Origin of the sequence: Parabacteroides goldsteinii, from assembly GCF_020091425.1 — a bacterium.
In the GTDB taxonomy this organism is placed as follows: Bacteria; Bacteroidota; Bacteroidia; order Bacteroidales; family Tannerellaceae; genus Parabacteroides; species Parabacteroides goldsteinii.
In genome coordinates, this window is sequence record NZ_CP081906.1 from 2,077,023 (window position 1) to 2,093,949 (window position 16,927).

Here is a 16,927-nt window from a genome sequence, read left to right on the forward strand (position 1 = left end):
GTAATCAGGATTTCTTACGCAAGCTCTTATAAACAAAGATACCCTTGTTCCTCCGCTTGTTGTGGAGCCCGCCACGCTGCTTGATGTAGATGGTGACCAGTCCGGCCATAACCATCACCAGCATGGCGATGAACCCGGCAAGTTTCCCCAATGCGATGGAAAACACGATAAAGCCGACGAACGACACGCCGATGGCTACCGCCGCCAGTGTCAAAAAACGTCCCCGTATGCCCATGAACTCCAACGGCTTTTGGAGCCCCTTGAAAACAGGATAACCTTCCGGATTCATCTCTCTTGCTTATTGGGTGACACAATGATTATTTGAAGAATAACGGCAACGCTTCGGAGAGGGCAATGAACGCGACACAACCTCCGATGGTCAGCATGATGGTCTTTTTTACATCCTGGTCGCCGTTTTGCATCTTGAAATAAACATTGAAAGCGCCGACCAGAACGATGACGGCCGCGATGGCTTTCATGAGGTTGGAAACGGGTGTCTCATACGAGCTGATTTCCTGCGTGGCCTTGGTAAAGCCAGCCGCCCCCTTGCTGCTTGCCATCGCGTCCGCCACGGCGAATGTGAATGTGCCAACGGCTACCGCCACTTTGCGGCTAACCGATGGAACGGTTTCCTTGATGCGGTTTACCGCACATCGGATAAATGATTTGATACTTCTCATCTGATAAAATGTTTTTTAGTTTTACACAATTACATCGCCAAAGGAACAGGTGTCGCCAAGGGAACGGGAGGGCTTTGCGCCCTATATATCATGTAGGGCATCAGGCTACTTCGCATTTTCACAATTGAATATTACCACACCAAGGTCGCTTGTGCCTGTCTCCGTCATGCGGTTGATTTCCTCTATAAGGTTGTCCACCAGAATACCGTCAGTCATAATGGCTTCACGGTAGCCGGAATGATGATATGGCTTTTCAGGGGGATCACTCTTGCCTTCATTATCGGATTCCGGTTTATCTTCCGCTTGTTGCTTTGGTGGCTCTTCACGCTCAATCCTGACGGGCTTGAAACTTCGCGCTTCATCCGATATGTCTATCTCTTCTTCAGAATGGTTCTCCTGTTCGGCAGCCTGTGCCATCTTCGCCTTTTGGATGTCAAGCACTATTAGGACCGCATAGTAAAACAGAAATGCGATGAAAAGCAGGAATACAATCTGTCCGTATTGCATGATGTCTTTATATAATGGTTGATACTGTCATTACGTTCGTTGAAAGGGGAAGGAATTTGAGCCCCAGTTTGATGCCGCGCATCTCTTGCCTTTCACTACGCTTGAATCCTTCCGCATAATAGAGGGTGTTGCGTTCACCACCTACGGTATAGCCTTTTCGTTTCAGTTGTGAGCGAAGCCTGACCCTTGCCCGGTTGGAGACCACCTTTATCCGGGTGACAGGCTCCAGTCCGAATATGACCCGGCGGCGTTCACGGTGTATCATGTCGCTACGGACACGGGAAGTAATGTCGTGCCGTTCCGTTCGGGAGCGTTTGAGTCCCAACTGTCCGGCAATGCGGCTGACGCTCGTCTTGCTTATCCCTAATTCTTTTCCCATTTCGGAAAAGGAACAGGTATGGAAATGGCTGCCGATATGTGCGGTGCGTTTCATCCGGAGGGACTTGGCGAATTTGACGATGCCCAGTTCCTTCGCCTTGTTCTTGACTGCCGTCTCACTCATGCCCAGCACTTGGGCGGTGTAGAATGTTGTCTCCACCGGGTAGAGTTCGCACAGGACAGCTACCATATGGTCATTCCATTTAGTCTTTCCCATCGTATGGTTCCTCCTTGAAGTTCGTGAACAATGATTTCTTCTCCCGGCGGTATTTGGCGAGTCTGGCAAGGTAGGTTGTGAAGAACGCCCTTACAATGGCGTTCACAAGGTCGGAACGGCTGCGGTTGCAGATGTCGCAATCGTCCAGAGAGTCTGCAAGGTCACGGTCTAACTTGCAGACAAGGCGGCCGCTCTTGTCCGTTGCCGGTTCCTCCACATCCAAGAAGGAAAGGAAGTCTTGCCAACATTGGTCGTTGCAGGTTTCATGGAGCGGTTCTTCTGCCGGTGCCATAACCAAAGAAGGGGCTTCCCCTGTCGTTTGAGGAATTGCACCCAAGGCTACATCGGGGTCATTGATGCCTGCTATGAGGTCGTCTATTTCAGGAATGTCTTTCTTCATTGCTCAATGTTATTATTCATTTTGATTATCGGTTTCTTCTTTATGCCCTTGCCTCGGGTTCAAATTCTCCATCCGTTGAATGCCTGTCAGTACCGTCTTGCGTATCGGGATTTCCGTGTCGAAGATGGCGGCATAGATTTTACTGAATACGGGGGAAACGATGCTGCCTTGCATATCCAGTGCGGCCATCGTGCTGAAACGCTCCATGTCCGCGCGTTTGGGCATCTTGGCGGTGACGTAGCCGTAGTTGGAAAAGGTCTCCCTCGTATTTTCCCATACCAGAAGTTCGGAACGTTTGCCGACCCTGCCATCACAAAGGTTGGGGATGATGAAGAGCTGGGCTTTCATCCGTCCGTCCACGGCTTTACGCAGCCGGTCTATGAACATGAGGAAACTGGCGGTGGAAGGGACTGTCACCAAATCATAATGGAACGGCACTACGATGATGTCCGAGTTGACGAACATCGGCACCAGCCCGCCCGCTTTCAGACTGCCGGGGGAATCCATCAGCACCACGTCTATGCTCGGATCGTTGTGGAGCTTTTCCATGAGGGAGGTCATGCCCTCCTTGTCGGTGGCTTCACAGGCGACCACTTCATAGAGCATATGCTGCTCGCCGTATTTCTTGATGTCCGCCTTGCGGCACTTGACGATGGAGTGCTGGAAGTCACAATCGACCACGATGACACGGACACCCATCGTCACCAGGTAGTTGGCGAAGGTGACGCAGAGGGTGGTCTTGCCCACGCCTCCTTTCTGGTTGGCGAATGTCACTATGACCGGAGTTTGTATCATGCCGTTTCGTTTTTAATTTTCGGGCAAAATTATTCGGGTGAGACCGGAGGAACGAAATGCGCAACACTTTTGCGCTCCGGGTTCGGAGAACCGGGGGATTCCGATGCAATGTTCCGGGTTATCCGGGTTCATAGTGCCCGGAAAGGTTACGGCAGGAAGTCCTACCTCTTCATGGAACGGCCGTCATCCACCTCGTCATAGCTGCCCTTCTGACCGACTTCCCATTCCCGTTTCTCGCTACGGCTTCCGTCTTTGCTGTCACGTAACTTGATAAGGTGGGAAATATGGTTGTCCGTTGGCTGCAGCGGTCGCTTGACTTCACTCGGTCGCTGTGGTTTCAGACGGTTCAAGTCAAATCCTTCTTCTGTCAGATTAATAAGAATATGGCTGTGGAAGTTGAGGGCGTAAATGGCATCCGCTTCTTGACGGATGGTGAAGCCTTCTTCTTTCAAACTGCTTCTTACATGGGTGTTGTTCCCGTCATTGAAGATTTCATGCAAGTGGGTGACGGCATCGGTATAGGACTGAGTCCTTTCCGGCTGGAGGGAAACCAGTTCCAGTATGTTCACTTTGAAGATTTTGCAAAGGAGGTCTCTTTCCGCTTCGTTGGTTGGCTGGAAACGTTCCACCCATGCGATGCGGTTGTTCCGGTCAATCGCTTCCGCCATGTAAGGTTTCAGCGGTCGTGCCTCCCCGTTAAAGTAGATGACACCTTTCTTTATATAGGCGTGTTGCTTCCGCAGTTTCTCGTGGATGTCCGTCTGGGTTATCTTGGGATTGAGGGTAAACAGCTTGTCGATGAAGTCCTCTATGCGGTCGAAGCGTTGCTCCGGGGTAGCGAAGTCCAGCAGTTCGTCAACGGCCAGTACCCTTGCCCCGTTGATGACGGTCTTGTTCGCATGGTCAACTATCATGTAGCCGTAGTGCGAATCCTTTCTGCCGAAGAAAACGAGGTCGATGCCGAACTTCTCTTTCAGTTCCTTTTGCAGCTCTTTCTTGTTGGAGCTTACATCCCGGTACTTTTTGAGGACGCTCCTCAGTTGGCGGCAACGTTCACGGCTGCGGTTGCCTGGCTTATACAGGGCTTCAATCTCCGCAAGCGGAAGGCGTTGCTGTACCTTGTCACCATGCTTGACGAAAACAGTGCTGTCCTTTTGGTAAATCTCGTAGCCCATGGAAAGCATGACGGACTTGAATTGGGCGAAGGAAGAAAAAGTGTACTCCTTGGCGGCATCCACGCCTTTCCGGGCTTTCTGCTTCCGGTCGTTGCCGAGAATACGGTCAATCACTTCCTGCGAACGCCTCCGCTCGTTGTCGTGTTCTATCTTCCTGCCGTCCGGGGCGATGCGCGAGGTGACGATATGGACGTGGGTGTTGTCGGTGTCGTAATGGGAATAGGCAAGCAGCGGTTGCCCTTCTTCCATGTAGCCCATTTCTTTGAGGTATTGGTGGGCGAACTCCAGCACTTCGCTCTCAGACATTTCGTGACCCTTGCAGGAGAAGGCGACATGGAACTGCGCTTTTTGAATCCGGTCATTCCGGGAGGTGTATTCCATGAGGTAACTGACCAGTTCATCCGGGGTGGGCTTACCGAATGTCCCGAGTGTCCCGAAGTTTTTTATCTCAAGCAGTCGTGCCGTGCCTTTCGCGACCTTGCGTTCATTGTAACCGACAGCATGGAAGTTCGTGCTGCCGGGTAATATGGTTGCTATCATCTTGCAGTCGTTTGAAAAAGTTATTCCTTTCTCTTGAATCTCTACGAACCGGAGTATCACGGTTTAAGTAACCGGAAGCCTAAAGTTTGGTGGCTTTTTTAGTTACGGCATACAGTTCCCGTTTTATCTCGTTCAATGTTTTTTGTGTTTCCGTGATGACGGGCAACAGGACTTCCTGAAGGTAGGCTTGACTGAGCAACCCGGCTACCGAGAGTTCGTTGGCTCTTTTGACCAACTGGTTCAGGTTGCCGCCAGCCCAGGACAGTTCGTTCTGGAACTTCCGGTAAAACGTACCGAGTTCGTTGATGAGTGCGAGCCTCTGTTTGGCGTTGATGTCGGAATACTCAGCCACAGCGGAACGGATATAATGGCTCACGGAGCTATAAGACTTGGATTTCTCCCTTAACTGGTGCGCTTCCTCCGGGGTAAGCCGCAACTGGAAATGTCTGGTTCTTTGATTCATCGTACATTCGTTACTTGGTTGTTTAGGTTTCCCGGACACCTTTTCGCAAGGCGAAACAGCGATAAAATCGCCCCGATGCGGAGCAGACGGCAAGTCACCCTCGGCAGTACGAAACATCGTTTTGTAATGACAAGGGTACAACTTGCTTGACAAATCCTGCAACGCAGTTCAATGTCCTCCAAGGTTCTTTTTTACGACAAAATTACCGCTGAAACTTCGCCCGGAAAGAAATGCGCAACAGAATTTTTTGAAGACGATATTCTCTAACCAAGGTTACTTTAACCCTATAAGCAAGGATATAGGATGGCTTGTTTTCCATAATGCGAAGTGCCTTGATGAGGTGTAATTAAGATACCGTGGTTACTGTAACCAAAAGGAGGACCTATGCCGATAGTCCGGAATCTTGAATAGGAGATTATCAATAACTATGGTATCGTGTAACCATGGTTACTTGAAATCAGCAAAACCGAATAACATAATCCAAAGGTAGCATTACCATCGAACCAAGAGGTCTATGTCTTTCAGTATCTGATGATGTAATGCTCAATGCACTTGTTTTCAAGTTCTCATAGAAAAATGATAGGATTAACCCAATGTTCATCATTCAGGAATAGCGTGGTAAGAAAACATCGCTTACCAAGACAAAAGGGAAAGAGAGTATTCCTACCTATGTATTCAGAGTAACTGATATTTTGGCTGGAAAGGTGCTTTATCATAAATATCAAAGTATGGGAAAGCCATAGTACAACATAGTCTAAGTGTTTGAAACCAAAGGGAAAAAGTATCTTGAAACGCCAAAAAAGTAACAATATTTCTTTGTTATATTGCTGATTTTCACTATATTTACATATAGAAACAGCCTCTTATAGGCTACATTATTACACTAAAATTGAGAGTTATGTTATTTGAATTACTATTCCTGATATACTTGCTACCGGTGGTGTTCTTGTTCGTCCTGCTACTTAGGTTTGCGCGTTTTCTTATTGTCAACGTGTTCAGAACTGCTATCTGGATTATCAAGAAATCGTTTGTCCTTTTGTGGAAGGGACTGGTCTTGCTCGCTGCCGTGATAGTAGGGAACATTACTGCCGACCGGAATCAAACCGATAGAGGTAGGTATTGAAAAAGCCGTACCAATCAAATAATGACTGATACGGCTATGGGGAAAGCTGCTAAATTTCCCTTTGGTTAAGGGGTAGATTCTACACGTCAACTAAAAACCTTTGCCTTTACTTCTTTCATAAACGACTTCCTTTTGAGAATCGCAATTCAACAGACGGAACTGGACATTACAACCTGTGGGGATGTCCTTTGGCAGTTGCTTTACAAGCTCGGCAATGACTTCATCCACATTACTGAAACCTATATCCGTTAGTTCGCCCACAACCTTTCCCTTGAAATAAGCCCGACCATAAATCATCATTTTCTTTGAAATACGGAAGAGTTTATCCTCTGTTTCTTCCAAGTCTTTCGCTTTGCCTTGTTTACTTTTCTCATCACTAAAAAAGATGAAGTCAATAACCTTTGCATTCAGATTCCATGCCGGGGTAAAGTCTATCTTGACATAACCTCTAGTAATGTTGAAGCCATGACTATGGTTCATGCCAAAAGCAACTTCATAAAGGTTCGCATCGCAATCATTCTGAGCGATTGTAGCCCAAGTATGCCGGAAAGTATAGAAGCAATAGCAATCCTCCTTTTCCATACCCATATCCTGACAAATTTTGCGGATACCGATATTTACATTCGCATTGAAACTATCAGAATTACTGTACCGCTGATGGAAATTGAACAGGTATGGTTCATCCTTGTCATCGGAAAGGTATTTCTCAAATGTGGATTGGATAAATGGTTCAATTCGCATTTCCATATAGGCATTATCTCTACGACTATTACGAGTCTTCGCCCTTTGATAGCCTATGACTCCATTTTTATAGTCTTTCTTTTTTAGCTCGTACAAATCTACAGAGTTGATACCCCCGATACAGAGCGATAAAAGAGCTACGTCTCTGCCCAGCTCCGGCAAGGAAGAAATCATCTTAGTTTTGGGAAGAGGTCTATTAAAGAACTCACGGCACGCTTCGGCACTAATGGCTTTTTGAACGGCATTATCCGATTTGGGGATAGAAATTTTCAGCCAAGGGTTAAACTTGATTCGGTTTACACCTCTTTCCTCGTCATTCAAATCAGCAATAGCAGCTTTGAAGATTTGACGGATGTTAGTGGGGTACATTTCTTTCGCACGACTTGTTTGCGACAAACTCTCAATCCACTTTTTAAGAACAGTCGAAGTCAAAAGGCTAAACATAAGTCGATTCGTTCCCAAATAGCGTTCAAGGTGAGCAACCGCAAGTTTATAGTTCTTTGCAGTACGATGGCGACCTTCCATTTCCATTTTATGGATAAACGATTTGGCATACTCGCTAAAACAAACTTCTTCATCCGTCTTCTGCAAATACTCCAAGACATCCTTGACATCCCATAGAGAAATGTCTGTTCTGTTCAGACGGTCGGTGTATTGTCGGATAATCATTGAACAATACTCATTGACCACCGGATCGGTCAATTCGCCGTTGCTGTCTATATGTGCCGCATCAATAATCTTGTTGGTCTTGATGTAGCCCGGCTTTCTGTTGTGAACAATACGAATGTACACTGAAAAGAAGCCGTCTGTCCTTGGTTTTCGCACCACTGCTTTTAATGTAATCATATTCAATTATTTAATGAGTTAAAACTTGGTGTAAGCAGGTGTAAGCAAGGGTACCTTTTGGTGTAAGCAGAGAGTAAGCAAATACGTTCATTTGGCTCATTTTTTGCGGTCAAATGCACGAACCGCCCAAGCGCAAATCAGGCTGTAAATACTGCTATTGCAGTGATTTACAGCCTGATATTAGTATTTATTTACTTAGAGTATTATTCCTCTATCGCCGCCTGTGCTGCGGCAATACGAGCAATAGGCACACGGAACGGAGAACATGATACATAATTCAAACCTACTTTGTGGCAGAACTTAACTGAAGACGGTTCGCCGCCATGTTCACCACAGATACCACATTTCAGATCCGGACGGATAGCACGTCCTTTTTCCGTAGCCATTCTTACCAGCTGACCTACTCCATTCTGGTCTAATACCTGGAACGGGTCTACCTTCAGGATCTTCTTTTCCAGATAAATCGGCAGGAAGGAAGCGATGTCGTCACGGGAATAACCGAATGTCATCTGAGTCAAGTCGTTTGTTCCGAATGAGAAGAACTCGGCAGAAGAAGCGATACGGTCGGCTGTCAAAGCTGCACGAGGAATTTCGATCATTGTACCTACTTTAAAGTCGATACGGTCTTCTACTTCGGCAAATAACTTTTCAGCAGCAGCACGGATTACCTTTTCCTGTTCTTTAAATTCATACAGAATACCGGTCAGCGGAACCATAATTTCCGGTTTAGCCACAATACCTTCTTTCTTCAATTCCAACGCGGCACCTAAAATAGCGCGTGTCTGCATTTCAGTGATTTCAGGATATGTATTACCCAGACGACAACCACGGTGGCCCAACATCGGGTTATGTTCGCAAAGCGATTCAACACGCTGCTGAATTTCTTTTACGGAGATACCCATTGCTTCAGCCATTTCTTCCTGACCTTTCTGATCGTGAGGAACAAATTCGTGCAAAGGAGGATCGAGCAGACGAACGGTAACAGGCAGATCATGCATAGCCTTGAAGATACCCTTGAAGTCTGCTTGCTGATAAGGCAGAATCTTCTTCAATGCATTCTTACGTCCTTCGGCATCTTCCGCCAGGATCATTTCACGCATTGCTTTGATCTTTTCGCCTTCAAAGAACATGTGTTCCGTACGGCATAATCCGATACCGCTTGCTCCGAATGCACGGGCAATCTCGGCATCATGAGGAGTATCTGCATTTGTGCGAACCTGAAGTTTGGTATATTTATCGGCCAGCTTCATTAATTCAGCGAAATCATCCGACAATTCAGCAGCCTGCGTTTCAATTTGTCCTTCAAAGATTTCTCCGGTAGAACCGTTGATAGACAGAAAGTCACCTTCTTTCAGCGTAATACCTCCTACTTCGATTGTTTTTTTCTTATAGTCGATATTCAAACCACCGGCTCCCGATACGCAGCATTTACCCATACCACGGGCAACAACGGCTGCATGAGAAGTCATACCTCCACGAGCTGTCAGGATACCTTCAGCAACAGCCATACCGGCCAAGTCTTCCGGAGATGTTTCGATACGCACAAGAACAACCTGTTTTCCGGCAGCATGCCATTCAGCAGCGTCGTCGGCAAAGAATACGATCTGGCCGGTAGCAGCACCCGGAGATGCAGGTAAACCTTTTACCAATACTTTAGCCTTCTTCAGCGCAGCCTTATTAAATACCGGGTGAAGCAATTCATCCAGTTTATTCGGTTCGATACGTGCCAGAGCAGTCTTTTCGTCAATCATTCCCTGATGCAACAGATCCATGGCAATCTTTACCATAGCAGCACCGGTACGTTTACCGTTACGAGTCTGAAGGAACCACAGTTTACCTTCCTGTACGGTAAATTCCATATCCTGCATGTCGCGGTAATGATTTTCCAGTTTCGTCTGCAAAGCATCCAGTTCCTTATAGATCTCAGGCATAGCCTCTTCCATTGAAGGATAGTTGGCAGCTCTTTCTTCTTCAGGAATACCGGCGCGTTCAGCCCAGCGCTGTGAACCGATTTTAGTGATCTGCTGCGGAGTACGGATACCGGCCACAACGTCTTCACCCTGTGCATTAATCAGGTATTCACCGTTGAACAAGTCTTCACCGTTACCGGCATCACGAGAGAAACATACACCGGTAGCGGAAGTTTCACCCATATTACCGAATACCATAGCCTGAACAGTTACGGCTGTTCCCCACTCTGCCGGAATACCTTCCATCTGGCGGTACAGGATAGCACGTTCGTTCATCCATGAGTTAAATACGGCACAGACAGCACCCCACAACTGTTCGTAAGCGCAAGTCGGGAAGTCGCTTCCTGTTTGTTTCTTTACTGCGGCTTTGAACTTTGTAACCAGTGTCTTCAAGTCGTCGACAGTCAGTTCGTTGTCCAGCTTCACCCCTTTGGCTTCTTTCACCTCTTCGATGATTGCTTCGAACGGGTCGATGTCTTCCTTGCTGGTCGGTTTCATACCCAGAACCACATCACCGTACATTTGTACAAAACGGCGATAAGAGTCCCATGCAAAACGAGCATTACCGGTTTTACGTGTCAACCCTTCTACTACTTCGTCGTTCAATCCCAGGTTCAGGATCGTATCCATCATACCCGGCATAGAAGCGCGTGCTCCGGAACGGACAGAAACCAACAACGGGTTTTCTACATCTCCGAACTTGGAGTTCATCAACGTTTCTACATTAGCAATAGCTTTTTCAACGTCCGACTTCAGTAGTTCTACGACTTTGTCCTGGCCCAGTTCATAATATTCCGAGCAAACTTCTGTTGTGATAGTGAATCCCGGAGGAACCGGAACTCCAATCAAATTCATTTCGGCAAGGTTTGCACCTTTACCACCCAGCAGATTTCTCATATCTGCTTTTCCTTCGGCTTTTCCATTTCCGAATGTGTAGACTCTTTTTCTTTCCATGTGTCAGACAGTATTATGTTTATTAGATTTCAGTTTTGCTATCTCTACATTGCAATGCTGCAAATATATGCTATTTCAGAGTATGAAGGATATAGAAAGTTAAACAATTTTATGTGTTTTATAGCTATTCCTTATTATTCGTATTACCTAAATATGTACATTTGCGTGGGAAAAATTTAAAACTCAGATAAAATTGGCAAGAAATAAGAAGCAGTTACCCTTGTTGGAAAAGGTAACAATTACAGACGTAGCCGCTGAAGGTAAAGCGATTGCACGAGTAAATGAGAAAGTAGTGTTTGTTCCTTTTGTTGCTCCCGGCGACGTAGTAGACATCCAGCTCACCCGTAAAAAGAACAGTTATGCCGAAGGTAAGGCAGTGTACTTCCACGAATATTCTCCGGAACGTGCCGTTCCTTTTTGCGAACATTTCGGTGTTTGCGGCGGTTGCAAATGGCAACATCTGCCCTACGAAGCGCAGTTGAAGTACAAACATAAGCAGGTTATAGACAATCTCACCCGTATCGGAAAGATAGAAATGGAAGAGATTTTGCCTATATTGGGTTCCGAACGCACCACCTTCTACCGGAATAAACTCGAATTCACATTCTCCAACAAGAAATGGCTGACAGAAGAAGAAGTAAAATCCGGAGCCACTTTCGATTGCATGAACGGGGTCGGTTTCCATATTCCCGGCATGTTCGACAAAGTGCTGGATATACACAAATGCTGGTTGCAGAATGATATTTCCAACCGTATCCGCCTTTACATCAAAGAATATTGCCTGTCACACGAAGGATATCCTTTCTTCGACCTGCGGAACCAGGAAGGTTTTATCCGTACATTAATGATACGTACGGCATCGACGGGCGACCTGATGGTGGTGGTTGTATTCTACCATGAAGATAAGGAACGCCGCGAAGCCCTGCTATCTCATGTGGCAGAACAATTCCCGGAAATCACTTCCTTATTATATGTCATAAACGAAAAGTGCAACGACACGATCACCGACCAGGAAGTCCTGGTGTTCCGTGGTAAAGATCATATCATTGAAGAGATGGAAGGCCTTCAGTTCAAGGTTGGTCCGAAATCGTTCTATCAGACGAACAGTGAACAGGCTTATAACTTATATAAAGTAGCCCGCGAGTTTGCCGGACTGACCGGTAATGAAATGGTTTACGACCTTTATACCGGTACCGGAACGATTGCCAACTTCGTTTCCCGCCAGGCTAAGAAAGTAATCGGCATCGAATATGTACCGGAAGCAATCGAAGATGCTAAAGTTAATTCGGCTTTGAATAAGATTGACAATACGTTGTTCTATGCCGGAGACATGAAAGATATCCTGACAGCAGATTTCATAAACCAACATGGCCGTCCGGATGTTATTATTACTGATCCTCCACGTGCCGGCATGCACGATGATGTAATCAACACCATCCTTTTCGCCGAACCGGAGCGTATCGTTTATGTAAGTTGTAATCCGGCAACACAGGCCCGCGATTTGAGCCTGCTTAGCGTGAAGTACGACGTGAAGAAAGTTCGTCCGGTCGATATGTTCCCACATACACATCATGTGGAAAATGTCGTTTTATTAGAGAAGAAAAAGTAACATATATAATAATGTATAGGAAAATCGTCTCCCTTTTGTGTATCACTTTGCTTTTGAGTAGCTGTTCCGGCAAGAAGCAAGAGCAGAAGGAAGACGATTTTGTGTCTATGGACCTCCCCCAGTTGAAGGCACAGGGCGAAATAACAGCTGTCACACTCTACAGTTCCACGTCTTATTTCCAGTATAAGATGGAGCCGATGGGGTACGAATACGACCTGATAAAAGACTTTGCCCGTTCCGAAGGACTGAAGCTGAATATCAAAGTGGCCGAAAATGCCACCCGCCTGATCGAAATGCTCGAAGCCGGAGAAGCCGACGTTATTGCCTATCCCATCCAGGTAAGCAATAACCTGAAAGAAAATTATCTCTACTGCGGACGGGAAGAACTCACCAGCCAGGTATTGGTTCAGCGTGCCAACAAAGGCGATACGATTCTTAAAGATGTCACCCAACTAATCGGGAAAGACGTATATGTGAAACCCGATACAAAGTATTACGAACGCCTTAAAAACCTGGATAAAGAATTAGGCGGCGGCATCCATATAAAAGACATCAAGAAAGACACGGTAACAACCGAAGACCTGATAGCGATGGTCTCGCAAGGTGAAATTCCTTATACCATCAGTGACGATAATATCGCTCGTCTGAATAAGACCTACTTTTGGAATATCAATGTCTCACTGAAAGTCAGCTTCATGCAGCGTTCTTCCTGGCTGGTTCGTAAAAGCAGTCCGCAACTGGCCGAAGCTATTAATGCATGGGCATCGGATAAATCTGGCTCGCACGTCTACCGGGCAGTAGTGAAACGTTATTTCGAGCTAGGTAAGCAGCCGTTAACGGCAGATCTTCCCCCGGTAAAGAACGGGCATATTTCTCCTTATGACGATTTGTTCCGTCGGCATGCCAAAAACATCGGATGGGATTGGCAGCTGCTTGCCTCCATTTCCTATCAGGAATCCCATTTCAACCCTTCCGTCGTATCCTGGGCAGGAGCCGAAGGTCTGATGGGCATCATGCCGAACACGGCAAAAGCGCTTGGTGTTACTCCCCACGAACTGAAAGACCCGGATATCGGAATCCGTACGGGTGTAGATTGCCTGCGTAAATTCCGCCAGGGCTTTTCCGAGATTACCGACCCGCAGGAAAAGATAAAGTTTACATTAGCCTCCTACAATGCCGGCATCGGACATGTCTATGACGCTCAACGCCTGGCCGAAAAGTATGGAAAGAACCCGAACGTCTGGGAAGATAATGTTGCCGAGTATATCCGCCTGAAAAGCGATCCCGAATATTATAATGACCCTGTCTGCAAACATGGATATCTCCGCGGTTCGGAGACATTCAATTATGTGCGTGAAGTGATGGAACGTTACAATTACTACAAGAGTAAGACTAAGCATAGTTGAATCACGACAGATTCTCTGCAATCATCTCCTTTATGGCAAGTATTACCTTCGGATGACTTAGCGGTATGTCTTCAAAGACAGTCCGCAACTCTTCCGTACTCACTTCAAAAAGCTGTTCTCCCTTTTTATATGAAAAGTGGACATTAATTTCCGGATTGCCGCTTATCAACATGGCGACTGTTCCGGGAAGGTCTCCCCAGGGAGGACAATCAATGTTAGCGGTTATAAAACAAGCTGTAACCTCCGTCCCCGCCCCCGGTTGGGAACTTATCTTGACAAAACCTCCGGTCTGTTCCGCATTTTGTATCAGGAAAGGGATTCCCAGACCTACCTTTCGGGTCGTACGGGTCGTATAGAACGGATCCGTTACCCGGGCAATCGTCTCTGCATCCATTCCACAACCGTTGTCTGCAATACGGATGGTTGTATTCTCCTCATTTATAGCAATTTCCAATAAGATATGAGTCGCACCGGCACGAACACTGTTTGATGCTATATCCGTAATATGAAATGTAAGTGTATTCATCCTGATATTTATTTCCTGATATGCTGAATATTAAACTTTTTTCTCCTTTATTTTATAAAAGGAAGGCATGCCTTGCATATTAGCAAGTATAGCCTTACTTATATGTAGAATATACCTTACATTTGTGTATAGTATATCTTCCTATTTTAATTATGCGGAGGAAAAGACTAAATGTTCCTGACTTTTGGCGTAAGCCATCCTGATGTTTTCGAATAAAGGTGCAGCGGCCCGTATCAAACAGGGCTTAGTCCCGATTTGTTCCGGATAATGGGCATCGGAAGCCGGATAGGATATGTAGTTCGATAAATACTTCTGCTCCGACAAAAGCCGGGCGAAGCGGGAAGCATCCGTATATTCTATTGCATCCAGCGATAATGACGGATCAATAAATCCCAACTGACTGATCAGGCTGAAAGAAGGTCGTTCCACATGCGCAGCAACAAAAAGGCCGCCCAGTTCCTTTACAAATGCAGCCACCTGATTGACGTTCTGGTCGAGTGCGGAAAGCAATAAGTACGGGGCCTCTCCCATTATCTCATCTTTCCGGTTTACCCAGACCTGGTCGCCGAAACGGCCGGGATCATTGGGAACAGGCGGTAGATGTTTCTCCAGATATTGCTGGAAAGCGGCACGGGCTTCATCACTTCCGAAAAGGGCAATGCAATGCGCTTCCTCACGGGTACAGACTTCGGCTCCGGCAAGGACAGTCAATCCGGCTTCGGCTCCCAACGATTGTATTTCAGGACATTGCAAAGTCGTGTTATGATCGGTTATGGCAATGATATCCAATCCGCGGGCAAGTGCCGTTTCGACAATGACCGTGGGACTCATATCCAGGCTTCCGCAAGGCGAAAGGCAGGTATGAATATGCAGATCGGCCCGGTAGAGGTTCATCCGTTCTGTAACAGTTGATACACTTTTCCACTGATAACAAAAGCAGAAAGAGATGTTCCCAACAAAGGAATATCCTCGTCCTTCCCCTTTTGCAATGTTTCTTCATCCGGCGAAGCGCCATTGACAATCAAGACGGCGGCAGCATCCTTCAGCGTGGAAACGGCAACAATGTTCTGATGGGTTTGCATGGTGATCCACAACATACCTTCTTCCATATGTCCCATTACATCACTCAACAGGTCGCTGGTATAGCCACCTTTGATTACCGTATCCAGATTCTCTTCTCCGCAAAAAACGGTAAGATTCAATTCTTTTACAAGATCACTGACCTTCATATTTAGCTCCTTTCTTATAACAGTCTTTATTTAAACGATCTTTTCCCCAGGTCTTTTCGACGAGGCGGAAGGCATGTTCCTGATCCAGTTTACCATGCTTCTCCATATTGCGCTGCATGAAAATGTAGTCGCTGAACTGGGCCTCGTGACGGACGATATCTTCTGCCAGACTTTGGCAATTAGGGTTTCCGCAAGCGCCACAGTCGATTCCCGGCAGATAACACATCAGACGGCGCACCTGTTCCATCTTTTTCAGGACTTCCTCAATAGAACCGTCATAGAGCAGCTTCGGGTTAGGCTGGAGCGGACGGATTGTGATGTGCTGCTTCAAATAAGCCAAAGCTCCCAATCGTTCAGAGGCATAAATGAGCGGTGCCTTATCACGTTTCATCGAACGCTTCATGATCCGTTCGGCCGTAAGGAAGCGGTTCGCAACGGCCAATACGCCTCCGGCACAACTGCGGTCGCAGGCACGGAGTTCCAGGAAGTCCACATTACGGACCTCCGTTGTCGTTTCCATACGTTCCAGGAAATCGATCACATTATGTATTTCGTCGATGGCCAGGCAACGGCCGGAGAAGTGTTTGGCCTCCCCTCCTGTCTGGCTCCATCGCATTTCTTTCTTTGTCAGGGCGGGCGGAAGCACGCAATCCGGCTTATATCCTTTCGGTCGGTTTTGCAGGATATGGTATACCTTATTATATAGGGTATCCATATTGATCACGCCGTTAATGGTGGACGAATACCCGTCAGCGCTTTTCAAGGCGGCAATCTTGGCGGCACAGGGAGTGACATAAAAGAGGCCGATCTGATCCGGGGAATGACCTTCCTCCGTCAATACCTGATGGTAATAGGTAGCAGTTGCATTCACCGGACTTTTCACCAGCAGGATATTATCGACCAAAGCCGGGAAGCGAATTTGTATCAGTCGCACAATCGCCGGACAAAAAGAACTGATCACCGGCTTTTCTTCGGCCAGTTCCATCTGCCGGAGCATCTCACGATGAATCATATCGGCCGTAAACTCAACCTGGTAGACATGGGTAAATCCCAACTCATACAAGGCGCTGAATATTTCTTCTTCCGTCGTATATTTGGAAAACTGTCCGATGAAAACGGTGGGAACAAGCGCCACGCGGCATTCGTAGTCGAATATCTTTTGGAAGTCGTCCTGCTCCACATAAATGGCTTCTGTCGGACATGCTTTCAGACATTCCCCACAATCGACACACCAGTCTTTGCGGATTACGGCTTTCCCATCCCGGATACGGACTGCACGAGTCGGGCATTTCGTCATACAATGTGTACAACCGACGCACCGCTCCTTGTCGATCTTCAGGGCATGATAAAATTTAATATCTTCCATGG

Annotated in this window: 17 protein-coding genes; 3 read left to right on the plus strand and 14 right to left on the minus strand. The window is 46.8% G+C overall.

Translation table 11 applies throughout. The features are described from left to right. Positions 1 to 4: 4 nt before the first annotated feature. From K6V26_RS09705 to K6V26_RS09740, 8 genes are all read right to left on the minus strand, one after another. Positions 5 to 289, minus strand: coding sequence for a DUF4133 domain-containing protein (locus K6V26_RS09705; protein WP_224265232.1), 285 nt, complete (start codon positions 287 to 289; stop codon positions 5 to 7). A 28-nt stretch (positions 290 to 317) separates the two neighbouring features. After that, on the minus strand, positions 318 to 680 hold the full coding sequence (locus K6V26_RS09710; protein WP_224265233.1) for a DUF4134 domain-containing protein: 363 nt from the start codon (positions 678 to 680) through the stop codon (positions 318 to 320). A gap of 105 nt (positions 681 to 785) precedes the next feature. Next, positions 786 to 1,187, minus strand: a complete 402-nt coding sequence (locus K6V26_RS09715) for a hypothetical protein (RefSeq protein WP_224265234.1) — start codon at positions 1,185 to 1,187, stop codon at positions 786 to 788. Between the two features lie 7 nt (positions 1,188 to 1,194). Continuing rightward, on the minus strand, positions 1,195 to 1,782 hold the full coding sequence (locus K6V26_RS09720; RefSeq protein ID WP_224265235.1) for a MarR family transcriptional regulator: 588 nt from the start codon (positions 1,780 to 1,782) through the stop codon (positions 1,195 to 1,197). Then, positions 1,769 to 2,182, minus strand: a complete 414-nt coding sequence (locus tag K6V26_RS09725; protein ID WP_224265236.1) for a hypothetical protein — start codon at positions 2,180 to 2,182, stop codon at positions 1,769 to 1,771. Before K6V26_RS09725 ends, K6V26_RS09720 begins: the two co-directional genes overlap by 14 nt. A gap of 12 nt (positions 2,183 to 2,194) precedes the next feature. Continuing rightward, positions 2,195 to 2,977: a ParA family protein gene (locus tag K6V26_RS09730; RefSeq protein ID WP_224265237.1), complete on the minus strand. Its 783-nt coding sequence runs from the start codon at positions 2,975 to 2,977 to the stop codon at positions 2,195 to 2,197. A gap of 161 nt (positions 2,978 to 3,138) precedes the next feature. Then, positions 3,139 to 4,692: a relaxase/mobilization nuclease domain-containing protein gene (locus tag K6V26_RS09735; protein WP_224265238.1), complete on the minus strand. Its 1,554-nt coding sequence runs from the start codon at positions 4,690 to 4,692 to the stop codon at positions 3,139 to 3,141. A gap of 79 nt (positions 4,693 to 4,771) precedes the next feature. Continuing rightward, positions 4,772 to 5,155: a plasmid mobilization protein gene (locus tag K6V26_RS09740; protein WP_224265828.1), complete on the minus strand. Its 384-nt coding sequence runs from the start codon at positions 5,153 to 5,155 to the stop codon at positions 4,772 to 4,774. Positions 5,156 to 6,053: 898 nt separating this feature from the next. Between K6V26_RS09740 and K6V26_RS09745 the strand changes: the two genes are divergently transcribed. Beyond that, complete coding sequence (locus tag K6V26_RS09745; RefSeq protein WP_224265239.1) at positions 6,054 to 6,278, plus strand: hypothetical protein; 225 nt, start codon at positions 6,054 to 6,056, stop codon at positions 6,276 to 6,278. A gap of 90 nt (positions 6,279 to 6,368) precedes the next feature. On the opposite strand, the gene K6V26_RS09750 is transcribed toward K6V26_RS09745, so the two are convergent. Both K6V26_RS09750 and ppdK read right to left on the minus strand, forming a co-directional pair. Next, entirely contained in the window at positions 6,369 to 7,865 is a 1,497-nt protein-coding gene (locus K6V26_RS09750; RefSeq protein ID WP_224265240.1) for a tyrosine-type recombinase/integrase, read from the minus strand. A 203-nt stretch (positions 7,866 to 8,068) separates the two neighbouring features. After that, positions 8,069 to 10,789, minus strand: coding sequence for a pyruvate, phosphate dikinase (gene ppdK, locus K6V26_RS09755; RefSeq protein ID WP_224265241.1), 2,721 nt, complete (start codon positions 10,787 to 10,789; stop codon positions 8,069 to 8,071). Positions 10,790 to 10,982: 193 nt separating this feature from the next. Here ppdK and rlmD point away from each other — a divergent pair, with 193 nt between their 5' ends. Next, the gene (gene rlmD, locus K6V26_RS09760; protein WP_046147111.1) at positions 10,983 to 12,398 is read left to right on the plus strand and encodes a 23S rRNA (uracil(1939)-C(5))-methyltransferase RlmD; all 1,416 of its coding nucleotides are present in this window, start codon (positions 10,983 to 10,985) and stop codon (positions 12,396 to 12,398) included. 11 nt (positions 12,399 to 12,409) lie between these two features. Beyond that, positions 12,410 to 13,804, plus strand: a complete 1,395-nt coding sequence (locus K6V26_RS09765; RefSeq protein ID WP_007656796.1) for an MltF family protein — start codon at positions 12,410 to 12,412, stop codon at positions 13,802 to 13,804. A gap of 1 nt (position 13,805) precedes the next feature. Here the strand turns inward: K6V26_RS09765 and K6V26_RS09770 are convergent, their stop codons facing one another. From K6V26_RS09770 to K6V26_RS09785, 4 genes are all read right to left on the minus strand, one after another. Further along, the gene (locus tag K6V26_RS09770) at positions 13,806 to 14,330 is read right to left on the minus strand and encodes a sensor histidine kinase (RefSeq protein ID WP_224265242.1); all 525 of its coding nucleotides are present in this window, start codon (positions 14,328 to 14,330) and stop codon (positions 13,806 to 13,808) included. A 150-nt stretch (positions 14,331 to 14,480) separates the two neighbouring features. Further along, positions 14,481 to 15,224 (minus strand): PHP domain-containing protein, encoded by a 744-nt coding sequence (locus tag K6V26_RS09775; RefSeq protein WP_224265243.1) that lies wholly within the window; start codon positions 15,222 to 15,224, stop codon positions 14,481 to 14,483. After that, entirely contained in the window at positions 15,221 to 15,559 is a 339-nt protein-coding gene (locus K6V26_RS09780) for a DRTGG domain-containing protein (protein ID WP_007656800.1), read from the minus strand. The genes K6V26_RS09775 and K6V26_RS09780 overlap by 4 nt, the downstream gene beginning before the upstream one ends. Beyond that, positions 15,546 to 16,925, minus strand: coding sequence for a [Fe-Fe] hydrogenase large subunit C-terminal domain-containing protein (locus tag K6V26_RS09785; protein WP_224265244.1), 1,380 nt, complete (start codon positions 16,923 to 16,925; stop codon positions 15,546 to 15,548). Before K6V26_RS09785 ends, K6V26_RS09780 begins: the two co-directional genes overlap by 14 nt. Positions 16,926 to 16,927 lie beyond the last annotated feature (2 nt).

Bases quoted from the DNA above. Each gene is read 5' to 3' on its own strand.
- K6V26_RS09740 (WP_224265828.1), bottom strand. From the start codon at position 5,155: ATGAATCAAAGAACCAGACATTTCCAGTTGCGGCTTACCCCGGAGGAA.
- K6V26_RS09710 (WP_224265233.1), bottom strand. From the start codon at position 680: ATGAGAAGTATCAAATCATTTATCCGATGTGCGGTAAACCGCATCAAG.
- K6V26_RS09775 (WP_224265243.1), bottom strand. From the start codon at position 15,224: ATGAACCTCTACCGGGCCGATCTGCATATTCATACCTGCCTTTCGCCT.
- K6V26_RS09785 (WP_224265244.1), bottom strand. From the start codon at position 16,925: ATGGAAGATATTAAATTTTATCATGCCCTGAAGATCGACAAGGAGCGG.
- ppdK (WP_224265241.1), bottom strand. From the start codon at position 10,789: ATGGAAAGAAAAAGAGTCTACACATTCGGAAATGGAAAAGCCGAAGGA.
- K6V26_RS09715 (WP_224265234.1), bottom strand. From the start codon at position 1,187: ATGCAATACGGACAGATTGTATTCCTGCTTTTCATCGCATTTCTGTTT.
- K6V26_RS09745 (WP_224265239.1), top strand. From the start codon at position 6,054: ATGTTATTTGAATTACTATTCCTGATATACTTGCTACCGGTGGTGTTC.
- K6V26_RS09735 (WP_224265238.1), bottom strand. From the start codon at position 4,692: ATGATAGCAACCATATTACCCGGCAGCACGAACTTCCATGCTGTCGGT.
- K6V26_RS09705 (WP_224265232.1), bottom strand. From the start codon at position 289: ATGAATCCGGAAGGTTATCCTGTTTTCAAGGGGCTCCAAAAGCCGTTG.
- K6V26_RS09750 (WP_224265240.1), bottom strand. From the start codon at position 7,865: ATGATTACATTAAAAGCAGTGGTGCGAAAACCAAGGACAGACGGCTTC.
- K6V26_RS09725 (WP_224265236.1), bottom strand. From the start codon at position 2,182: ATGAAGAAAGACATTCCTGAAATAGACGACCTCATAGCAGGCATCAAT.
- K6V26_RS09765 (WP_007656796.1), top strand. From the start codon at position 12,410: ATGTATAGGAAAATCGTCTCCCTTTTGTGTATCACTTTGCTTTTGAGT.
- K6V26_RS09780 (WP_007656800.1), bottom strand. From the start codon at position 15,559: ATGAAGGTCAGTGATCTTGTAAAAGAATTGAATCTTACCGTTTTTTGC.
- K6V26_RS09730 (WP_224265237.1), bottom strand. From the start codon at position 2,977: ATGATACAAACTCCGGTCATAGTGACATTCGCCAACCAGAAAGGAGGC.
- K6V26_RS09720 (WP_224265235.1), bottom strand. From the start codon at position 1,782: ATGGGAAAGACTAAATGGAATGACCATATGGTAGCTGTCCTGTGCGAA.
- K6V26_RS09770 (WP_224265242.1), bottom strand. From the start codon at position 14,330: ATGAATACACTTACATTTCATATTACGGATATAGCATCAAACAGTGTT.